The organism is Methanomassiliicoccus luminyensis B10 (assembly GCF_000308215.1).
Classification (GTDB): Archaea; Thermoplasmatota; Thermoplasmata; order Methanomassiliicoccales; family Methanomassiliicoccaceae; genus Methanomassiliicoccus; species Methanomassiliicoccus luminyensis.
Genome location: NZ_CAJE01000012.1, coordinates 752017 through 765266 on the forward strand (window position 1 = coordinate 752017; position 13250 = coordinate 765266).

General features: G+C 59.5%; 15 protein-coding genes and 1 tRNA gene. 5 read left to right on the forward strand and 11 right to left on the reverse strand.

Features of this window, described 5'->3' with window-relative positions:
- The first annotated feature begins 10 nt into the window (after window positions 1–10).
- The 3 genes from WYS_RS15985 to WYS_RS06695 all read left to right on the forward strand — a co-directional run bounded on the left by WYS_RS15985 (window position 11) and on the right by WYS_RS06695 (window position 1828).
- On the forward strand, window positions 11–226 hold the full coding sequence (locus WYS_RS15985) for a hypothetical protein (protein WP_147654469.1): 216 nt from the start codon (window positions 11–13) through the stop codon (window positions 224–226).
- A 196-nt stretch (window positions 227–422) separates the two neighbouring features.
- Window positions 423–1142 carry a CDGSH iron-sulfur domain-containing protein gene (locus tag WYS_RS06690; protein WP_147654470.1) on the forward strand — a complete coding sequence of 240 codons (720 nt, stop codon included), beginning with the start codon at window positions 423–425 and terminating at the stop codon, window positions 1140–1142.
- 131 nt (window positions 1143–1273) lie between these two features.
- Complete coding sequence (locus tag WYS_RS06695; RefSeq protein WP_019177402.1) at window positions 1274–1828, forward strand: manganese efflux pump MntP; 555 nt, start codon at window positions 1274–1276, stop codon at window positions 1826–1828.
- Between the two features lie 44 nt (window positions 1829–1872).
- Here the strand turns inward: WYS_RS06695 and WYS_RS06700 are convergent, their stop codons facing one another.
- From WYS_RS06700 to WYS_RS06755, 11 genes are all read right to left on the reverse strand, one after another.
- A complete protein-coding gene (locus WYS_RS06700) occupies window positions 1873–2151 on the reverse strand; it encodes a thioredoxin family protein (protein ID WP_019177403.1) in 279 nt (92 codons plus the stop codon).
- 187 nt (window positions 2152–2338) lie between these two features.
- On the reverse strand, window positions 2339–2938 hold the full coding sequence (locus WYS_RS06705; protein ID WP_019177404.1) for a hypothetical protein: 600 nt from the start codon (window positions 2936–2938) through the stop codon (window positions 2339–2341).
- Between the two features lie 703 nt (window positions 2939–3641).
- A tRNA-Ala gene (locus WYS_RS06715) sits at window positions 3642–3715 on the reverse strand.
- A 48-nt stretch (window positions 3716–3763) separates the two neighbouring features.
- On the reverse strand, window positions 3764–4315 hold the full coding sequence (locus WYS_RS06720; RefSeq protein WP_201798861.1) for a DsbA family protein: 552 nt from the start codon (window positions 4313–4315) through the stop codon (window positions 3764–3766).
- Window positions 4312–4827 carry a redoxin domain-containing protein gene (locus WYS_RS06725; protein ID WP_019177407.1) on the reverse strand — a complete coding sequence of 172 codons (516 nt, stop codon included), beginning with the start codon at window positions 4825–4827 and terminating at the stop codon, window positions 4312–4314. Before WYS_RS06725 ends, WYS_RS06720 begins: the two co-directional genes overlap by 4 nt.
- A gap of 150 nt (window positions 4828–4977) precedes the next feature.
- A complete protein-coding gene (gene ilvD, locus WYS_RS06730) occupies window positions 4978–6624 on the reverse strand; it encodes a dihydroxy-acid dehydratase (protein WP_019177408.1) in 1647 nt (548 codons plus the stop codon).
- A 208-nt stretch (window positions 6625–6832) separates the two neighbouring features.
- The gene (gene rpsJ / locus WYS_RS06735) at window positions 6833–7144 is read right to left on the reverse strand and encodes a 30S ribosomal protein S10 (protein ID WP_026068885.1); all 312 of its coding nucleotides are present in this window, start codon (window positions 7142–7144) and stop codon (window positions 6833–6835) included.
- Window positions 7145–7180: 36 nt separating this feature from the next.
- The gene (gene tuf, locus WYS_RS06740) at window positions 7181–8458 is read right to left on the reverse strand and encodes a translation elongation factor EF-1 subunit alpha (protein WP_026068886.1); all 1278 of its coding nucleotides are present in this window, start codon (window positions 8456–8458) and stop codon (window positions 7181–7183) included.
- 81 nt (window positions 8459–8539) lie between these two features.
- The gene (locus tag WYS_RS06745; protein ID WP_019177411.1) at window positions 8540–10738 is read right to left on the reverse strand and encodes an elongation factor EF-2; all 2199 of its coding nucleotides are present in this window, start codon (window positions 10736–10738) and stop codon (window positions 8540–8542) included.
- A gap of 31 nt (window positions 10739–10769) precedes the next feature.
- Entirely contained in the window at window positions 10770–11366 is a 597-nt protein-coding gene (locus WYS_RS06750; RefSeq protein WP_081579877.1) for a 30S ribosomal protein S7, read from the reverse strand.
- Window positions 11363–11791 carry a 30S ribosomal protein S12 gene (locus WYS_RS06755; protein ID WP_026068887.1) on the reverse strand — a complete coding sequence of 143 codons (429 nt, stop codon included), beginning with the start codon at window positions 11789–11791 and terminating at the stop codon, window positions 11363–11365. Before WYS_RS06755 ends, WYS_RS06750 begins: the two co-directional genes overlap by 4 nt.
- A gap of 533 nt (window positions 11792–12324) precedes the next feature.
- Between WYS_RS06755 and WYS_RS06765 the strand changes: the two genes are divergently transcribed.
- Together WYS_RS06765 and WYS_RS06770 are read left to right on the forward strand one after the other, a co-directional pair.
- Window positions 12325–12705 (forward strand): hypothetical protein, encoded by a 381-nt coding sequence (locus WYS_RS06765; protein WP_019177415.1) that lies wholly within the window; start codon window positions 12325–12327, stop codon window positions 12703–12705.
- A 99-nt stretch (window positions 12706–12804) separates the two neighbouring features.
- Window positions 12805–13250, forward strand: a 446-nt coding sequence (locus tag WYS_RS06770; RefSeq protein ID WP_026068888.1) for a hypothetical protein, incomplete at its 3' end; no start/stop codon positions are given.

The window sequence follows — 13250 nt, forward strand, 5'->3', positions numbered from 1 at the left end:
GGCAGACGACATGAGAGATCGGACCACCCATGAGAAGAGAGCAGAAGCGGGACGGATGGGGGGCTTGGCGCCCCACGAGTGCCGGGGGAGCGAGTGCACTCATCCATCCCACATGCGCGAGATGACCACCCACGAGAAGCTCTCCGAGGCGGGCAAGAAAGGTGCCAGGGCCCAGCCCATTGAGGCGAAAAGGAAGGGCGGGCAGCACTCGCACATGAACGACTGAGGCCATCGCCGGTGGCCTTCTTTTCAAATCCCTTCCATTTCCCATGATCTAGTTCTCGGTTCCGTTAAGTATCCCAAAACGCCATGTACGCGGCGTTCCCTGACATTGATCATCTGGTCAGGCCGGTGCGCCGGACCTTTATCCGAAACGGCCTTATGAAATGAGGTCGATGTGTTCGGTCGCCGAGGGAAGGAAAATGGCAGAGAACGAGGAAGGGAACAGCTCGCGGAAAGTGATCGTGACCAAGGACGGCCCCTACATCGTAGAGGGCGGCATTCCCCTGACCAAAGATATCATCGTTGACGATGAGGACGGGGTCCCCAGGGAGTGGGAGATCAGAGCGAGGTTTCCTGAGCAGGAATCCTACCAGCTGTGCCGGTGCGGCGGCTCCTCCGACAAGCCCTATTGCGACGGCAGCCACCTGAGCAACGGGTTCAGCGGCAGCGAGACGGCCAACGTCACCGGGTTCAACAAGCGCTACAAGCTCTATGAGGGCCCCGGGCTGGAGATGAAGGACGAGGCCGGTCTGTGCTCGGCCCTGCAGTTCTGCCACCGCGCCGAGGGAGCATGGAGGATCGTCAAGAACCGCTCCGGCGATCCAGAGGCGAGGGATATGGCAATCGACATGGCCCAGAAGTGCTCCTCCGGCCGCCTGGTGCCGTGCGAGAAGCGCACCGGGAAGGAGCTGGAACCCAAGCTGGAGCAGACCATTGGTGTGGTGGAGGACCCCGGCAAGAAGGTCAGCGGGCCGCTGCGGGTGCTGGGTGGCATCCCGGTGGAGTCGGCGAACGGCAATCGATATGAAGTGAGGAACCGCCAGACCCTGTGCCGGTGCGGGCGATCGAAGAACAAGCCGTTCTGTGACGGGACCCACCTGGCCACCCGCTTCGACGACGGCGACGAAAGCCTCCGGTGATGCGGGGCGGAAGCGGTTATATACCCTCATGCCATGTGAGCCCTCAGAAATAAGATGAGGGCCAGTCTCATGTTCAGGATCGCGCGCAACGGTCCGGGCCTGCCCCTTCCCTCTCTGGCAAGGGGTGGGCAATGGACCTGCTAACGGTGCTCCTGATAGCAGTGGGTCTGGCCATGGACGCCTTCGCTGTCTCCATCGCCAAGGGGATGACGGTGGAGGATGAGAAGCTGAAGCAGGCCATCTTGATCGCTGCCCTGTTCGGGAGCTTCCAGATGCTCATGCCGGCCATCGGGTGGCTGGTGGGCCGCAGCTTCGCCGAGGCCATTGCTGCCGTGGACCACTGGATCGCCTTCGGGTTGCTCGTATTCATCGGCGCGAAGATGATCTATGACGCGCTGAGGGGCGATGACGACGAGGGGGGATGTTTGACATTGAGCGGCGCGTTGGTATTGGCCGTGGCCACCAGCATCGACGCCCTGATGGTGGGACTGAGCTTCGCCTTCCTGGAGACCTCGGTCCTGGAGCCGATCCTCCTGATAGGCGCCGTAACGTTCGCGCTGTGCCTTCCCGGATTCCTGTTCGGCTCCCATCTGGGCAAGCTATTCGGCGAGAAGGTCAGGATCGTGGGCGGCGCGATCCTCATCCTGATCGGGCTGAGGATACTGGTGGAGCACTTGCTGGGATGAAGTTCATCAGGAGCAGAACTATCATCCTGGACCTCTGAGCGCGATCACAGGACTTGCTCGTCGGCGCCTGACCGCATCTCCTTCTCGATCAGCTCCCTGATCTCTCTGGACGTGGGGTAGCGACCCTGGACCGCGATCTTGCCATTGATGAACAGCACGGGGGCCTGGGTGGCGCCCCGTCTCTTGGCCTCCTCGATATCGGTGAGCTTCTCCACCGGTACGTCCAGACCGAGGTCCTCCACCGCGGTTATGGCGGCGTGCTCTATGCGCTTGCAGCTGCCGCATCCCCACTGGTACAGGACCTCGATCTTCGGCTTGCTCATCGCCAAGAAAACCGCTGTCGCGATATATGATACTTTGACCGAAAGACGACTATGATGTCATGGCTGCGCCGGCGCCGCCTGCTCAGGACGAGGCTTCACGGTGGGGCTGATGATGGAATGAACTCTCGACAATCACGAGTAATGTATCTCGGCGCCCAAAGGCAAAGGAACTTGGGTGAGGCTCAGCCTAGTTGATCTTCGATGCCTGAATTTCGGCGTATTGCAGCATCATAGAGTCCTCGACAATATGGCCGTCCAGGCCCAGCCAGATCATGCCTATCACGAATTGATCTTTGTACACCATCATCCTCTTCTCTGTTTCCCCACCAATATATGTTCCGACATGGTGGAATAGGGCCGCCCCGCCCCCTATATCGTGGTCACCCAAGAACTGTTCTCCCGTGGCCGGCCCATTGTTTTTCATTGTGCTCACGAACTGATCATAGATTGTGTGAGCCTGGTCGGATGTATTGTACTTAAGAATCATTATCTGCAGGAGAATGCTGCATGTGTCGTTCGTGAACTTGAAGGATGGGCCACCCCACTCGTTCAGGTCATCCGGAAAATAGATCTTCCAGTCCTGACCGGGCTCCTCGGTCCAGCCCTGGGGGATGTCCGACAACGCCAAGGACACATCATCTACTGACTGCTCTGAGGGGTCTGCATCCGTCGGGCCCAACAACACGATCGCGGTCATCGCCACCGAAACGAGTAAGATGACGACGGCGATAGTGGCAAGCACAAATCTCTTGCGCTTCGCCCCACTAGACGAATCCTCAATATCCATGATCTACCTGCCTGTCTGAACTAATATGATATGCCACGTGTTTATTAAATTCTAACTCCGCAAATTGGGGCATAATCTCATGAAGGAGCGGCCGAAGACCTCATCCGCCTCTTCCAGACCCCCCTTCCATTCAATATGGAGATAAGGGCCCAGCTTCCAGTCCAGGGTCCTCGCGTCCCCTTCGGCACCGTCTGCCTGACCTCCGCGTCCGAGGTCATCACCTTCATCGCGGCGTATGCGTACAGAAGTCCGGGACAGTGCACGACCTGACATCCCGGCGCGGTCGATGAGGCCCGCGATAGCGGACAATATGTATGGGGGGGGAAGGTAACGAACATGTGCCCCCTATGTGCTCGTCGTCGATCATGTGCATCTTGTCCGCGGACATGCAGTTCTTGTCACAACACCCACGGTCCATTATCGGGATGTTTCCCCGGAACGTTAAAAGTCGTCCAGCATGGAGACTTGAACCCCTCCTTCCCGTTGCCGGTGACGCCCTCACGTACTGGGGCAGCCTCGACCGGTCCCTGTGATTGTATGAGGCACCGTTGAGGACATCGCACAGATAATGGGTCGCGAGGAGATCATGACCTCCATTGGCTACTCGATCTCTGCCTCGATGATAAGGACAATGCGATGTGCAAGCTAGCCGAGTTTTAACCGCCACATAATACGGGGTCGCGCAGAATAATGGATGTGAAAGTGGACCGATCGGGATTTGAACCCGAGGCCTCGTGATTGCAAATCACGCGATCTTCCGAGCTGATCTATCGGCCCTTGCCTCACTCGTAATGCCAGGACAGATAAAAGGTTTATGGACCTGGCTTATTCGTTGGCCCGTATCTCCTTCAGAATGGCATCGTACATCTCGCGGTACTCCGAGGGACCGTCGTACCTTTTCCCGCTGATGTAGAAGGTGGGAGTGCCGTTGACCCCGCTCATGATGCCGCTGTCGAGGTCCTCCTCGACCCGGGAGGCGTGGACGTGGCCGTCCAGCTCCTGTTTGAAGCGGTCGGTGTCAAGGCCCAGGTCCGCGGCCATGGTGGACAGCGACTTGGGGTCCAGGCCGTGCTGGTTCTCGAACAGCTTGTCCACGTACTCCCAGAACGCGCCCTGGGCCGCGGCAGCCTCGGCCGCCTCCGCGGCGATCATGGCGTGGCGGTGTATCGAGGAGAGGGGGAAGTGGCGGAGCACGAACCTCAGATCTGGACCGAGCGATTCCTGCAGCCTCTTCACCACTGGGTACGCGCGCCTGCAATAAGGACATTCAAAGTCCCCATACATGATCAGGGTGACCTTGGCGTTCTCCCCGCCCTCGACGTGGTCCCTCTTCCCGACCTCCTGGCTCAGCAATCCCTGCTCGATCTCCGGCATCATATCCCTTCCTCCTTCATGGCGCGGAGCGCCTTCAGTATCCCGTCCGCCCCTGGGTTCACGCCCATGGGAGATAGGTAGCTCCAGTAGATCCTTCCCTTGGGGTCAAGGACGAACAGCGCCCTCTCGCTGATGTCCTCTCTTTTGGAGAACGCCCCGTACTTCTTGGAGACCTTGCCCTTGGGATTGAAGTCCGAGAGCAGGGGGAACTTTACGCCCCGGTCGGCGGCGAAGGCCGCGTGGGACCATATCGAGTCCACGGATATGCCGAACAGCTGGGCGCCGTACTTCTCGAACTGCGGCAGTATGGTCGAGTACAGGGCGAGCTGGTCGGTGCACACCGGGCTGAAGTCGGCCGGGTAGAAGATCAGCACCACCGGCTTGCCGCGGTAGTCCTTGAGAGCGTACTTCTTTTCCGCTGACGCCGGCAGCTCGAAGTTCGGCGCCTTCTCCCCGCTCTGCAATATGCTCTCTTTCTTCTTGCCCTTCCCCTTCGCGTCGGCGGTGCCTGCCATATCCCGATCTCCAGGCCATAATGGCAGGCAGGGGTATAATCTAATTTTCCCCGGGATTAAATATCTTTACTAATTAAATAAAAATACATTATGCCGTCGAGCTCGGAGGGCGGGACGGAAAGGGAGTAAGGTGAAAGGGGTTTCGGGCGCTCACTTGCAAACTGCGCCCTCGGCAGCGCTCCTGACCAGACGGCGGTACTTCGCCAGGATGCCCGAGACGGGGCGCTCCACCGGCTTGACGGCCCTCAGGCGCGCCTCCATCTCTTCCTTGGATATCTGGAGCTCAAGCTTGCGCGCGGGGATGTCGATCTGTATGATATCCTCGTCCCTGACGGCGGCGATGGGGCCCTTATCGAAGGCCTCTGGCGACACGTGGCCGATGCACGGCCCCCGGGTCGCGCCGGAGAACCTTCCGTCGGTTATCAGTGCCACGTCGTCGGAGAGCCCCATGCCCGAGATCAGGCTGGTGGGGGAGAGCATCTCAGGCATGCCCGGTCCGCCCTTCGGACCTTCGTACCTTATGACCACGACATCCCCCTTGACGATCTGCTTGGTGGTGATCGCCTCCATGGCCTGGGCCTCGGAGTCGAACACCCTGGCGCGCCCGGTGAACTTCATCATCTTGGCGGAGACGGCGGCCTGCTTGATCACCGACCCCTGGGGAGCGAGGTTGCCGTAGAGCACCGCGATGCCGCCCTCCCTGTGGAAGGGGCGGTCCAGCGGGCGGATGATCTCTCCATCGTTGACGGTGGCCTCCTCAGCGATCTGGTGGATCCTCTTGCCGGACAGGGTCATCTCGTTTGACAAGGTGCCCTGAAGCCTCTTGAGCACTGCGGGGACGCCCCCGGCGCGTTCTACATCCTCCATGTGGTAGGGGCCTGAGGGCCTTATGGAGGTGAGGTGCGGCACTTCCCTGGACACCTTGTCGAAGAGGGAGAGGTCGACCTTCAGCCCGAAGTCCGAGGCGATGGCGGGGAGGTGCAACGCGGTGTTCGTGGAACCCCCTATCGCCATGTCCACCTTGATGGCGTTGACGAACGAGTTCTGCGTCACCACTGACCGAGGGGTGATGTGCTGATTTACAAGCTCGACGATCCTCCGGCCGGTGGCGCGAGCGATGTCCTTCTTCTTCTGGCTGGTCGCCAGTGAGGTACCGCAGCCCACCAGGCTGAGGCCCATGACCTCGGTTAGGCAGGCCATGGTGTTGGCGGTGAACAGGCCGGAGCATGAGCCTTCGCCGGGGCAGGCGCACCTCTCCACCCTGATGACCTCTTCCTCGGTCATCTTGCCGGCGGCGTGGGATCCCAGGGCCTCGAAGATGTTCTGCAGGTCCATTACATTGCCGTCCATCTCCCCAGCCTTCATCGGACCGCCTGTCAGCATGAGCGCGGGGATGTCGATCCTGCCCGCGGCCATGAGCATGCCGGGGGTGATCTTGTCGCAGTTGGTCACGCCGACCCAGCCGTCGAACATGTGGGCGTTGTCCATGATCTCGACGCAGTCAGAGATCGTTTCTCTGGATGGAAGCGAGTAGCGCATCCCGGAATGGCCCATGGCCACGCCGTCGCAGACCGCGGGGACACCGAACACGAAGGGCACCCCTCCGGCCTCGATTATGCCTTTCTTCACTTCCTCTACCAGGGCGTTCAGGTGCACGTGCCCAGGGACCACGTCGTTCCAGGAATTGGCGATGCCGATGAACGGCTTCGGCATATCCTCGTCGGTGATCCCGCTGGCGCGCAGAAGGCTCCTGCTGGGGGCCTTGTCCAATCCTTTCTTGACCTGATCGCTCCTCATGGTCTCTCGGCTGTGTGGATGGGCGCCGAGCTAAAAAATGTTGTCATAATGCAAAGTTGGCAAATTGCCAAGTTGTAAAGAGGTCAAAATGAAAGGAAAATGGAGAGAAATGGCCCTGATCATCCGGCGGCCGGCAGAAATTCATGGACGTGGTAGAACCGCGCAAAAATGATGGGCCTTAAGTGGTTTGGGAAACCGTTTCTCGCGTTCAGGACCTCAGGACGATCTCGATGTTCACACCGTCAGGGACCTGGATCCTCATGAGCTGGCGCAACGCCCGCTCATCGGCGTCGAGGTCGATCAGGCGCTTGTGGATGCGCATCTCCCAGCGATCCCAGGTCTCCGAGCCCTCTCCGTCGGGGCTCTTCCTCACCGGGACCACGAGCCTCTTGGTGGGCAGGGGGATGGGGCCGCGGATGGCCACTCCAGTCCTCTGCGAGATCGATTTGATCTGACCGCAGACACTGTCCACTTTCTTGGGGTCAGTGCCGCTCAGCGATATTCTTGCTCTCTGTGCCATATGTGGTTCCCCCAAAAAATTTGGGAGGGAAGGGGTTTACTGCTCCTTCTTCTCGATGTCCAGGCACATGCCCGCAGCGACGGTCGCACCCATATCGCGGATGGCGAACCTGCCGAGCTGGGGGAACTCCTTGGCCTTCTCGATGACCATGGGCCTGGAGGGCTGGATCTTGACGATGGCGGCATCCCCGGTCTTGAGGAACTGGGGGTTCTCCTCCTTGGTGGCGCCAGTGGCGGGGTCGAGCTTCTTCTGGAGCTCGATGAAGGTGCAGGCGATCTGAGCAGTGTGGCAGTGGAACACCGGGGTGTATCCGACGGTGATCACGGACGGGTGGTTCAGGACCATGATCTGCGCGGTGAAGGTCTTGGCCACGGTGGGCGGGCTGTCCACGGGACCGGCCACGTCGCCCCTCTTGACATCGTTCTTGGCGATGCCGCGGACGTTGAAGCCGACGTTGTCACCGGGCAGGGCCTGGGGCATCTGCTCGTGGTGCATCTCGATGGACTTCACTTCACCGACCACGTGGGACGGCTCGAACATGACCTTGGTCTCGGGCTTCAGCATGCCGGTCTCGACACGGCCGACAGGCACGGTGCCGATGCCGGTGATGGTGTAGACATCCTGGATAGGCAGCCTGAGGGGCAGATTGGTGAGCTTCGCGGGCTCCTTCAGGTTGTTCAGGGCGTCCAGCAGGGTGGGGCCCTTGTACCAGGACATGTTGGCGGACGCCTTGGTGGCGTTGTCGCCCTTGAAGGCAGAGTACGGAATGAACGGTACCTCATCGAGCTTGTAGCCGACGGACTTCAGGATCTTGCCAACGTCCTCCTTGACCTTCTTGTACTGCTCCTCGGACCAGGCAGGCTTGGTGGCGTCCATCTTGTTGATGCCGATGATGATCTGCTTCACACCGAGGGTCCTGGCCAGGAAGATGTGCTCCTTGGTCTGGGCCTGGGGCCCCTCAATGGCGGACACGACCAGAACGGCGGCGTCGGCCTGGGAGGTACCGGTGATCATGTTCTTGACGAAGTCACGGTGGCCAGGAGCGTCGATGACGGTGAAGTAGTACTTGTCGGTGTTGAACCTCTTGTGGGCAACATCGATGGTAACTCCCCTCTCCCTCTCTTCCTTCAGAGAGTCCATGACCCAGGCGAACTCGAAGGTAGCCTTTCCCTTCTCTTCGGCCATCTTCCTGTACTTCTCGATCAGGTACGCATCTACATTTCCGGTGTCGGCCAGCATCCTGCCTACAGAGGTGGACTTGCCGTGGTCGACGTGACCGATAAAGACTAGGTTCAAGTGTGGTTTTTCTGCCATGTTTCTGCCTCCTATGATTTTATATACATCTATTCGGTTTTTACTCCATACTGTTTTTCGTATTTAACCGTTTTTCACTCCTCAGCCCGAATAGTACGCTGCGTCGTACGGCTCTGGCTTCAGTCCCTTCCTGGTCCTGATCTCAGCGACCACCTTGGTCTGCAGCTCAGGGGGCACAGGTACGAACCCGGAGTTCTCGGTCGACCACAGGGCCCTTCCCTGGGTCGCGCCGCGGATCGCAGAGGCGAACCCGAACATTTCCGCCACCGGCGCCTTGGCGACGATGATGGTGGCCTCGCCTTCCTGCTTGATATCCTCGATCACGCCCCTCCTCTGCTGCAGCTCGCGCAGAGCGTCGCCCATTACGGCCTCGGGGCAGTTGATGAAGATCTTGGTCAGAGGTTCCATCAGAACCCTCTGGCCCAGGCACATCGCGCCGTACACGGCGGACCTGAACGCGGGGATGACCTGCGCGGGGCCCCTGTGGATGGAGTCCTCGTGCAGCTTGGCATCCATGAGCTTTACCTTCAGGCCCATGACCTTCTCCTGGGCCAGGGGGCCGAGGTTCATAGCTTCCTCGAACCCCTGCTTGCACAGCTCGATGGTCTCGTTAAGGTACTGGATACCCTTGGTCCCGTCGATGAAGACGTTGTTGTCCTTGAACATGACAACGCCCTTGGCCTCATCTTTTTCCATGCCGAGTTCGGCCAGCTTCCTGGCCAGCTCCTTGGCGTCCTTAATCTTCCCTTCCACCGATATCTCGCCGGACTTGATGGCGTCGACGATGGGCTGCTCCAGGGGGGACACTTCCACGAAGAAGCGGTTGTGCTTGTTGGGGGACTTCCCCTCGAAGACCTGGCTCCTGCCGCGGACGTTCTCCCTGTACACCACGATGGGCGGGGAGGACTTGATCTCGACCTTGTGGTCGTTGACGATCCTGTAGGTGGTGATCTCCAGGTGCAGCTCGCCCATGCCGGACATGAGGTGCTCCCCGGTCTCGTTGTTGATCTCGACCTGGATGGACGGATCGGCCTTGGCCACGGTCCTCAGCACCTCGACCAGCTTGGGCAGGTCCTTCATGTGCTTGGCCTCCAGCGCGACAGTGACTACGGGCTCGGTATAGTGGGAGATCTTCTCGAACGGCTCCATGCCCTTCTCGGAGGAAACGGTGGAACCGGCCATGGCGTCCTTCAGGCCGGCCACGGCGACGATGTTCCCACATTCCATATGGTCGATGGGGATCCGGTCTGCACCTACGCTGAGAGATACGGTCTGGGACCTCTGCACGTTGGGCATCCCGGACACCCACAGCTCCTGGCCGCGGGTGAGGGTCCCGGAGAACAGGCGGCCCATGGCCACCTCGCCGGCGTGGGGGTCGACGATGATCTTGGTGACCATCAGGGCGACCGGGCCGCTGGCGTCGCAGTGCATCATGGACTTGCCCACATCGGACTCCATGTCGCCCTTCCAGATGACCGGGATACGGATCTTCTGGGCGTCCAGGGGGTTGGGCACGTGCTCGATGGCCATGCTCAGCAGGATCTCGTGCACGGGGGACTTCTTGGCAAGGGTCTTCTGGTCGTTGTTCTTGCAGTACTCGTAAACGTCCTTGAAGTTGATGCCGGTCTTCTTCATGTAGGGCACGTTGACGGCCCAGTTGTGGAACGCGCTGCCGAAGGCGACGCTGCCGTCCTCCGGCCTGACCTGCCACTGCTTGTTCAAGGGCTCGGGCAGCTGGGATATGATACGGCGGTTCACCTCGGTGATGATGGTGGTGAACCTCTTCTGCATCTCCTCAGGAGTTACCTTCAGCTCATTGATCAGCCTGTCCACCTTGTTGATGAACAGGACCGGGCGGACCCTCTCCTTGAGCGCCTGCCTGATGACGGTCTCGGTCTGGGGCATGATGCCCTCGACCGCGCACACCAGAATGATGACGCCGTCCAGTGCTCTCATGGCCCTGGTCACGTCACCGCCGAAATCGACGTGACCGGGAGTGTCGATAAGATTGATCAGGTACTCCTTGCCGCCGTAGCGGTGCACCATGGATGCGTTGGCGGCATTAATGGTGATACCGCGGGCCTGCTCCTGCTCGTCGAAGTCGAGCATGAGCTGTTTTCCGGCGAGGTCCTCGGACATCATCCCGGCACCAGCGATGAGGTTGTCGCTCAACGTGGTCTTGCCGTGGTCGATGTGCGCGGCGGTCCCGATGTTCCTTATGAACTCGGGATTCTTGGAGATCGCCTGGGCCCTTGCTATGTTGTCTTCCTTGCGTCCCATATTAACACCTGTTGATTCGTATGTAGTACACTTAACGGGCCGAGGCCGCTACCCTCTCGAGCTCCTCTTTCTTGGAGACGGAGAAGGAGTTCATGTCGCCCTTGGAAGCTAGTATAAGCTCGTCGGCGAGGCACTCCTCGACAGGTTTCTTGTTCTTGAAAGATGCGTCCACAGTTCCCTTGGCGATGTTCCTCAAGGCGATGTCCAACCTCCTGGAGGGAGCGACATCGACAGCCTTGGGCACGGATATCCCGCCGAACTGCAGCCTGGTGATCTCCTCACGGGGCGCGGCGTTCTCCAGCGCCTCCACGAGGACCTGGATCGGGTTCTTCTTGGTCTTCTGCGCAATGATCGCGAAAGCGTCCTGGACGGCCTTGACGGACTTGGCCTTCTTTCCGGTGTAGACCTCGGTCCTCATGAGGTTGTTGACCAGACGCTCGACGATGCTCATCTTGGACTTGCCGAAGGACCGGTTGGCATGCTTCCCGCCAGTGTGGGGAACGGTGATGGGGGTGAGGTCTATGTACTTGGCTAGGCCGCCATCCCTGATGCCGATTCCGGTCATTTCGTACTTGCCGAAGAGCAGCACGCCGCTCTGAACTTGAGTTTCAGTTTCCACAGTGTTCACCTCACCGGCTTCTCCTTTCGGCCCCTGACGAGCTCGTTGAGAGAAACATTGTTTACCTGGATTACCTTGTAACGAACGCCGGGAATGTCACCGTAGGACCTTCCCAGCCTGCCGCCGATGCCCTCTACGAGGACCTCGTCGTGCTCGTCGATGAAGTTGATGGCGCCGTCGCCGACCGCGAAAGCGGTGATCTGACGGCCGTTCTTGATAAGCTGGACCTTGACGCACTTTCTGATGGCGGAGTTAGGCTGCTTCGCCTCGATACCGACCTTTTCCAGTACGATGCCGCGGGCCTGGGATGCGCCCTCGAGGGGGTCAGACTTCTCCCGGAATTTCAATAGCCTCCGCTTGTACGTGCTGTCGGACCATCTGAACTTTTGACGGTCGCTCGCGAGCTTCCTAGCCGTGTAAAGACCTCTAGCCAATGTTTCACCTTCTTATCAGAAGCGGGCTCCCTATTATGATAGTTATATTTAACTGTTAAGGGTTTTTCAGTACCCGTTCAGCTTAACTCTTAATGAACTCGATTATTAAAATCATTCGGTGGGGCATTTTTTCATCTGGATGATGCTGAGGGGAGGAGCGGTCAACGCGACCGCGGGCCCTTTCGCCGCGGCGCCCTTCCGCGGCATCCGGATAAATATGCGAATTCGGCGGCATATATAAACCTATTTTCCGGGCGATGCCGTTCCGGTCTTGTGAACGCTCCTTGACCACTCGGGCGCAGAAGGACCGCGGGGGGGCGCCCAGCGCCCCTCAGCAATTCCAGGAGCTCCGGCCGGTGTGGGATTCCCCCCCCCCTCATGGTCTCCAACATGAACACTGTTCGCACAGGATGGGGTGAGGGCCCGGCCACATTCCCCGTCGTGCGAATGACGTGGGATTGTTCTTTTAACCCCTTGAGGATGAACAGGCACGCGCAGGCCTTACCTGCGCGTGACCAAGAGGTGAGTCAGAAATGAAGAAGATGGGAAAGATCGCTATAGCGGTAGTGGCGCTCCTGGTCGTCCTGGCCTTGGCGCTCGCGTTCAACTATTCCTCGACATATGGTAAGGGATGGTTCGGAAGCTCCGGCGAGATACAGATCAATGTGAACAACCTCTTTTCGGACGAGCCCATAGATGTGACCCTCACAGTGAACGGGAACGAAGTGGGCAAGAAAACATTGACTAACGGGGCGGACTGGAACTTCGCCTTCAAGCCCCTGTTCTTCGGAGATAATGCCACGTATGAGATCGTACTCGACGTCCATGGCAGCATTATAGAAGGAGATCAGACGAGGACCGTCACCCTCCAGAGGGGAGAGACCGTTCCGATCGACTTTTTCATAGTGCTCTAAACCCTTGGCAGCCCGGTTAGGGGCTGCTTATCCCCGGCGATCCGCATGCCGATAGCGTATTAAGCACGGCATGCGGATGGCCCCCCGGGATGGGACGGGATGGGCGGTTCGTGTGTCGAGGCGGCTCGCCGGCTGGATAGGGCGCAGAAGATCATCGAATACTCGCTGGCGGTGCTGGTGCCGGGCCTGATCGCCCTGATGCTCTACTCGTACCTCCTGTTCGATGCTTTGTTCCAGCCGCTGTTCATCATCACCCTGGCATCCGCGGCCGCGCTGATGGTCCCGGCGTACCAGGCGCTGCGATCCCACTATGAATGCTGGTCCAAGAACCGGATGCCCCAGCGGATGGTCACCGGCCTCGTGGGCATAATATACATCACCGCAGCGTCGACGTTCGGGGCGTCCCTGATCTCTGCCTCTGAGGGGCTGGACCCCGGGAAGCCGCTGACCTTCGCAGTGTTCGCCGGGCTGGCCGTGGCGCTCATCGCGGTCATGGCCTATGGCTCCAAGAACAAGGACCGCTTCGAGCACATGGACATCCGCTT

Coding starts and splice junctions, on each gene's coding strand:
- WYS_RS15985 (WP_147654469.1), top strand. CDS start 11: ATGAGAGATCGGACCACCCATGAGAAGAGAGCAGAAGCGGGACGGATG.
- WYS_RS06690 (WP_147654470.1), top strand. CDS start 423: ATGGCAGAGAACGAGGAAGGGAACAGCTCGCGGAAAGTGATCGTGACC.
- WYS_RS06695 (WP_019177402.1), top strand. CDS start 1,274: ATGGACCTGCTAACGGTGCTCCTGATAGCAGTGGGTCTGGCCATGGAC.
- WYS_RS06700 (WP_019177403.1), bottom strand. CDS start 2,151: ATGAGCAAGCCGAAGATCGAGGTCCTGTACCAGTGGGGATGCGGCAGC.
- WYS_RS06705 (WP_019177404.1), bottom strand. CDS start 2,938: ATGGATATTGAGGATTCGTCTAGTGGGGCGAAGCGCAAGAGATTTGTG.
- WYS_RS06720 (WP_201798861.1), bottom strand. CDS start 4,315: ATGATGCCGGAGATCGAGCAGGGATTGCTGAGCCAGGAGGTCGGGAAG.
- WYS_RS06725 (WP_019177407.1), bottom strand. CDS start 4,827: ATGGCAGGCACCGCCGACGCGAAGGGGAAGGGCAAGAAGAAAGAGAGC.
- ilvD (WP_019177408.1), bottom strand. CDS start 6,624: ATGAGGAGCGATCAGGTCAAGAAAGGATTGGACAAGGCCCCCAGCAGG.
- rpsJ (WP_026068885.1), bottom strand. CDS start 7,144: ATGGCACAGAGAGCAAGAATATCGCTGAGCGGCACTGACCCCAAGAAA.
- tuf (WP_026068886.1), bottom strand. CDS start 8,458: ATGGCAGAAAAACCACACTTGAACCTAGTCTTTATCGGTCACGTCGAC.
- WYS_RS06745 (WP_019177411.1), bottom strand. CDS start 10,738: ATGGGACGCAAGGAAGACAACATAGCAAGGGCCCAGGCGATCTCCAAG.
- WYS_RS06765 (WP_019177415.1), top strand. CDS start 12,325: ATGAAGAAGATGGGAAAGATCGCTATAGCGGTAGTGGCGCTCCTGGTC.